The following is a 6,555-nucleotide window of genomic DNA, read 5'->3' on the forward strand; positions in this document are numbered from 1 at the left end:
CGAGCTTGGCGATGCCGCCGGTTTCGGCGAGGTCGCCGAGGCGGTTCCATTCGGTCGAGTAGATGTCGTAGGCCCCACCCTTGGTGGAGATGTCCTGCATCGTCTTGGTGAATTCCTGGCCGTTCGGCAGACCGACGATTTCGATCGCGATGCCGGTTTCCTTTTCCCACAGCTCCTTGATCGACGGCGCACCGGCCGGGAACGGCTGCGTGAGCTGGCCGATCGAGCCGTCGGACAGGCCGAGCACGATCTTGGCCGGCGCCTTGCCGGCGCCCTTCAGCGCCTTGGCCGCCTCGATGGCACGGCCTTCCGGCGTGTCGGCGCCATACTGGTAGCGCTCGGCTCCATCGAAGCCCGTCGGGCCGCCGATCATGCCGGGCGCCAGCGCGTCGGCCGCATAGGCACGGCCGGGACGAATGAATTGGGGCGCGATACCAGCGGCGGCCATGATCACGGCCGCCTTTCCTCCGGATGCCAGCAGCCGGCGCCGCGAGATGCGGATCAAGTCAGACATTGAAACTCCTCCCTCAGGGCCACGTTTCCTCCACGACCCTTATGAGGGATATTGACGGCAGCATGGCAAGGCTGTCAACATCATAAATAATCAAAATACCTCACAACATTGCAACAGGGCGAGGAAATGCACAAAAACGGGATCCACGCGTCATGCCGGATGCCTCAATTTGAGGGCACCCGACCCTGCCCGGCGCTTCATCGCCCTGCCGGACCATTTGATTTAGCCCGGCGGCTTGCACATCGGCCAAGGGCGGATACATCATTTCCCATCAGAATCGCCGATGGCGGGGAAGCCGCCACCAACCGATCTGACGCATGCAGGAGATGAAAGACGGTGCGTTCCACCCTGACTGACATAGCCCGGGAGGCCGGCGTCTCGGCCGCCACCGTAGACCGCGTGCTCAACAACCGACCCGGCGTACGGGCTCGCACACGGGAAATCGTGCTCGAAATGGCGCAGCGCCTCGGCTACATCGCCGAAGGCCCGAACGGCGCGCCGCCACGGCCCTCGCCCGGCAAGGTCATCCGGCTCGACTTCGCTCTGCCGGCCGGCACCAATTCCTTCATCAAGATGCTGCACCGCCACATTGAGGCACAGGCTCTGGCGCGGCCCGACCTCGACGTCCATATCGCCACCATAGAGGGCTTCAATCCTGACCGGCTCGCTCGCCTGCTGCAGGATCTGCGCGGACAGACGCAAGGCGTCGGCGTCATCGCACTCGACCATCCGACGGTGCGCGAAGCGATCCGCTCCCTGTCGGCCAACGACATCAAGGTGGTGACCATCGCTTCCGACATCCTGCATGTGCCCAGGGTCGCCTATATCGGCATCGATAACCGTGCCGCCGGGCGGCTGGCCGGCTATCTGCTCAACCGCTTCATGGGATCGGGGCGTCCGGGCAAGGTGGCACTGTTCGCCGGCTCGCTGTCCTATCGCGGCCACGAAGAACGCGAGATGGGGTTCCGCCACGTATTGACCGAGGAATCACCCAATCTGCAGATCGTCGAGATGCGCGAAATGCTCGACGACCGCGAGAAGGCCTATTCGGAGGCATCGGCCCTGCTGGAGCGGCACCCCGACCTTGCCGCGATCTACAATGTCGGCGCCGGCAACACCGGCATCGCCCGCGCGCTCAAGGAGCGCGGCCGCGCCCAATCCATGGTCTTCCTCGGCCACGAAGTGACGGACGGCACCAAGGACCTTCTGCTCGACGGCACGCTCGACGCGGTCATCGACCAGAACCCGCGCGTCGAGGCCCGCGAAGCGCTCAACACCCTGATCCATGCGGTCCGGGGATTGCCCTATGAATTGCACCAGCCAAGGCTGCAGGTGATCTTCAAGGAGAACATCCCTGAGATTTGACGAACCAGACGAACGGGGCGGCGCGGCAAAGCGCCCGCCCCGCTCGATGCTTCTAGTCTATTGGACGGCAGCGACTTCAGCCGCGGCGCCATCGACAAAGCTCCTGTCGACCCATTTGCCATAGTCGATCGAGCCCTTCAGGAGCCCGGCGCTGGCCATGAATTTCTCCTCGCCTTGCAAGGCGGCGATCGCGCCGTCCGTGAGTTTCGGATCCTGATGGAACACCCCGTCGGCATAGGTCTTGCGGACGGATTTTTCCGACGACTTGGTGGCCTCGACAAAGGTCTTGATCGTCTGGTCCGGATGGGCATCGGCCCAACGCGAAATCTCGATATCGACCTTCAGCAGCCGCTTGACCAGATCGGGATATTTCGCCGCGAAGGCGCCGTTGACCGAGATGACGTTGGGCACGTTCCATTCCGGATGAGTGCTGGTGTCGAACAGGACGCGCGCCTCGCCGGTGTCGACCAGCTTGGCCGCCGTCGAATCGGTCTCGACAATGGCGTCGATATCGCCGCGCAGCAACGCCGGGCCGGATGCCTCGAACGGCAGGTTCAGACCTTCGACGTCATTGGTGGTCAGGCCGACGCTGTTCAGCGCCTTGCTGAAGTTCGAATGCCGCACCGTGCCGGTGAGATAGGCGACCTTCTTGCCCCTGAGATCCTGCAGCGTCTTCAGCGGCGAGCCGGTCTTGACGACGATGTAGGAACCGCCGGCCTTCACATAGCTCGACAGGCCGATCAGCTTGAGCTTGACGTCGGCGCCGGACGCAGCAACCCGCAGCGCCGGGTTGTTGCCGGTATAGGTGAATTCGATCGCACCGGTGGCCAGCGCGGTCGTCGCCTCCGAACCACCATTGAAAGTCACCAGTTCGACCTTGATGCCGTCCTTGGCGAATTCCTTCTCCCACCAGCCGTCCTTCTGGGCGAGGATGAATTTGAGATGCCCCGGCGCGGTACTGCCGATGCGGATAATTTCAGGCTTGTCCTGCGCGAAGGCAGGCATGCCGCCAAGGCCGATGACGACAGCAATAGCGCCCTTCAGCAGCAGCCGGCGAAGTGCGTCGAATGGAATGTTGGGCATGGGAAAAATCCTTCCTGGTTGGAATGAATGGACCGCTTAAATGAGCGAGGTCTCGGACTGGCCTTTCCAGGCTGTTGCCCAGCGCTCGAACCAGACGAGCAGGTAGTTGACGGTCAGGCCGATGACGGTCAGCGTCAGGATGCCGGCATACATGTCGGCCGTTTCCATCATCAGCTGCGAGTTCTGGATGAGGAAACCGAGGCCGGATTTAGCCGCCAGCATCTCGGCGCCGATGACCGCGAACAGCGAGGATTTCACCGCCAGCCGGGCGCCGGCGACGATCGAGGGAATGCTGGCCGGCAGGATGACTTTGCGGAACAGATCGAAGTCGGACGTACCCATCGAGCGCGCCGCCTTGATCAGCAGCGGATCCACCGACTTGACGCCGCTGATCGTGTTGACGAGGAGAAAGAAAACCGAGGAGTAGAAGGTGATCGCGACCTTCGATTCCTCACCGATGCCGAGCAACAGGATGAACACCGGCAGCAGTGCGAATTGCGATGTGTTTCGCAGCGTCTGCACCAGGAGGTCGGAAACCTTCTCGAACAACGAATAGCGCCCCATCAACAGACCGAGGGGGATGGCCACCACCACGCCGAGTGCGAAGCCGATCGCGGCGCGCTGCAGGCTGATGCCGATATGCTCGATCAGCACGCCCGAAGCGAGCAGCGCCCACCAGGCGACCAGCACCTCGCTCAGCGGCGGAAAGAAGATGCGGTTCAGCCAGCCGAGTCGGGGCGCGATCTCCCACAGCAGGAAGAACAGGCCGAGCAGCGGCACGCCATAGAGGAACGTGCCGTGGCTTGCTTTCTTGCTCCGGATCTTGGCGCTGGCCTTGATGGCCGGGACCCTGGCGGCGGCTACCGTTTCGCCAGCGCCGGCAAACAGGTGGAGCGCTCCCGCGGAGCCAAACTTCTCGGTCAGATAGGCCATTGGTCCAGCTCCTCAGCGACTGAAGGCTGGCGACAGGGTCCAGTCCTTCTGCGCCTTGTTGACCTCGTCGCGCAGCACGTCCCAGACGCGGGCGCGATATAGATTGAATTCGGCGCTGGCGCGGATGTCGCCGTCGCGCGGTCGTGGCAGGTCGATGTCGATGATCTCTTTCACCGCGCCCGGCCGTGCCGTCATCACCACGACGCGGTCGGCGAGGAAGATCGCCTCGTCGATCGAGTGGGTGACAAAAATCACCGTGGTGTTGATCTTGCCCCAGATCCGCAGCAGCTCGCCTTGCAGAAGCTCGCGCGTCTGCTGGTCGAGCGCCGCGAACGGCTCGTCCATCAGCAGCACTTCCGGGTTGCTGGCCAGCGCACGCGCGATCGCCACACGCTGCTGCATGCCGCCGGACAGCTGGTTGGGAAAACGGTCCTCGAAACCGGCAAGGCCGAACAGCGCCAACAGATGGCGGGCTGTGGCGGTACGCTCGGCCTTGGCCACGCCGCGCACTTCCAGCGCATATTCGATGTTGGCGAGCGCCGTGCGCCAGGGAAACAGCGCATATTGCTGGAAGACATAGCCGGTCTTTGGATCGGGCCTGGTGATGCGCCTGCCGTCGAGCTGGACGTTGCCGCCGGTCGCCTGCGTCAGCCCGCCAATGATATCGAGCAGCACCGACTTGCCCGAGCCGCTCGGGCCGACCAGCGTGATGAACTCGCCCTTGCGGATGGAAAGATCGACGCCGTCGAGCACGGTGACGCGGTCGGTCGCCTCGCCATCCACGGTGACGAACTGCCCCGGCTTGAGCTGGAAGGTCTTGCTGATGTCGCTGACGACGATCCGGTCCATGTTCGGGCGATCCATATCTGTCTCCGATCGGTTCACTGCGCCACGCGGATGCGGTGCGTCGGGTCGAATTCCGAGCCGCCCGCCTTGCCGCGCTTCCAGCCAAGCGCGCGGGCATAGGAGCCGAACATCTGGCGGGCGTCGGCCTGAGCTTCCGTGATGCCGGTCGGCCCTTCGGCGAACTCGGCCACATAAAGCGCGTCGGTCGGGCAATAGATCTCGCAAAGAAAGCAGGTCTGGCAGTCCTCCTGGCGAGCGATCACCGGCACGCCATTGTCGGTCGCGTCGAAGACGTTGGCCGGGCACACCTTGACGCAGATGTCGCATTCGACGCAGCGCGTGGCCGAGACGATCTCGATCATGACGCCAGCTCCGCCAGCCGCTCAGGCGCACCTGCGATGCGGAACGCATCCACACCGGTGATGACCAGCCGGTGCGCGAAGGCCGGGCTCTTGCCCGGCAGATCGGTGCGGCGGTGCATGCCGCGGCTCTCGGTGCGGTGCAGCGCGGCGGCCACGGACCAACGCCCAGCAGCGGCGATCGAAGCTGCCTCTCGGGTACGGACCCGGTCCAGCCCCTCGCCTTGCAGATGGCTGCGCACGTCGCGCCAGACACTCTCCAGCCGCTCGCCGCTTTTCTCCAGGGCCTCGCCAGTGCGGAAGAAATTCTTGTCGAGCGGCGTGACTTCGCTACGCACCGCCTCAATAACTTCGCCCGCCGAGATGTCGGCCCTCGCCGATGATGCAGGACGCAAGCCGGCCTGGCCGAGCGATTGCACCGCGTTGCGGAACGCCTTGCCGGTCCGGCGCTTGGCATGGGTCGAGGCACCTTTGCCGGCCCACCAGCCGCTGGCCAGCGCCCAGGATGAATTGACGGCGCCGCCGCCTGATAGCGCACCGGTCATCATCTCGCGGCTGGCGGCATCGCCGGCAACATAGAGGCCGGGCACGCCGGTGGCGCAATCGTCGGAGACGATGTCGATGCCGCCGGTGCCGCGCACCGTGCCTTCGGCGCGCAAGGTGATACGGAACAGTTCGCTGAACGGATCGATGCCGGCGCGGTCATAGGGCACGAAGCAGTTCGGCTGGCCCTGGCGCAGCCAGCCTTGCAGCGCCGGCTCGGCTTGATCGAGCCGCGCATAGACCGGGCCGTCGATCAGCGCACGCGCCACTTCCTCCTCGCGGTCGCCGATGCCGTTGCGCAACGGCTCGCCGGTCGGCCCGAGGATCGGCGAACCATCCTCGCGATGGAACGATGCCCAGCGGAACGGCAGGCCCTTGTTCAATGAGGAGCCATAGGGCGCCAGCGTGTACTTGCCGGTGAACTCCATGCCCGACAGGCTGGCGCCGGCTTCCGCCGCCATCAGATAGCCGTCGCCGGTCAGCCCGGTCGCGCCGAGGATGCGCTCGCGGAAAGCGCAGCCGCCCGTCGCCAGCACCACCGCGTTGGCGTCGACGCGCCAGTCCTGGCCGATCTGCCGGGCGACACCGGCGGCGCCAACGATGGCATCGCCGTCGGACAGAAGTTCGAGCGCCGGGTGATGGTCGAGCACGGTGACGCCGGCCAACAGCACCCGGCGGCGCATGAAGCGCATGTAGTCCGGCCCGCGCAGATTGGCGATGTAGAGCCGGCCGTCATCCTCGCTCGGAAAGGGATAGCCCCATTCGGACAGCCTGAGCAGATTGCGGTAGGCGGTAACGACGCAGCGCAGCATCCAGCGCGGGTCGGCGAGTTCGCCGGTGCGCTGCCAGCGCCGCTCGACGACGGCATGCCTGTTGTCGCCCGGCGGCACGCACCAGGTGCCGGTGTTGGAG

Annotated in this window: 6 protein-coding genes and 1 pseudogene; 1 reads left to right on the plus strand and 6 read right to left on the minus strand. The window is 64.9% G+C overall.

Translation table 11 applies throughout. The annotated features are described in order from the left end of the window. Positions 1-514: pseudogene (locus tag EOC06_RS29810) on the minus strand (sugar ABC transporter substrate-binding protein); the annotation flags it as partial. 336 nt (positions 515-850) lie between these two features. Between EOC06_RS29810 and EOC06_RS29815 the strand changes: the two are divergent. Next, positions 851-1,879, plus strand: a complete 1,029-nt coding sequence (locus EOC06_RS29815) for a LacI family DNA-binding transcriptional regulator (RefSeq protein ID WP_128309478.1) — start codon at positions 851-853, stop codon at positions 1,877-1,879. Between the two features lie 57 nt (positions 1,880-1,936). On the opposite strand, the gene EOC06_RS29820 is transcribed toward EOC06_RS29815, so the two are convergent. The 5 genes from EOC06_RS29820 to EOC06_RS29840 form a co-directional block, all read right to left on the minus strand. Then, on the minus strand, positions 1,937-2,962 hold the full coding sequence (locus tag EOC06_RS29820; protein ID WP_128309479.1) for an aliphatic sulfonate ABC transporter substrate-binding protein: 1,026 nt from the start codon (positions 2,960-2,962) through the stop codon (positions 1,937-1,939). 36 nt (positions 2,963-2,998) lie between these two features. Continuing rightward, positions 2,999-3,895, minus strand: coding sequence for an ABC transporter permease (locus EOC06_RS29825; protein ID WP_127270901.1), 897 nt, complete (start codon positions 3,893-3,895; stop codon positions 2,999-3,001). Positions 3,896-3,907: 12 nt separating this feature from the next. Beyond that, a complete protein-coding gene (locus EOC06_RS29830) occupies positions 3,908-4,744 on the minus strand; it encodes an ABC transporter ATP-binding protein (protein ID WP_128309481.1) in 837 nt (278 codons plus the stop codon). A gap of 32 nt (positions 4,745-4,776) precedes the next feature. Next, entirely contained in the window at positions 4,777-5,103 is a 327-nt protein-coding gene (locus tag EOC06_RS29835; protein WP_127270526.1) for a ferredoxin family protein, read from the minus strand. Beyond that, positions 5,100-6,555 (minus strand): FAD-binding protein (locus EOC06_RS29840; protein WP_128309480.1); only part of this gene is annotated, 1,456 nt, incomplete at its 5' end. The genes EOC06_RS29840 and EOC06_RS29835, both read right to left, overlap by 4 nt.

This window comes from Mesorhizobium sp. M7A.F.Ca.MR.362.00.0.0 (genome assembly GCF_004023175.1).
Taxonomy (GTDB): domain Bacteria; phylum Pseudomonadota; class Alphaproteobacteria; order Rhizobiales; family Rhizobiaceae; genus Mesorhizobium.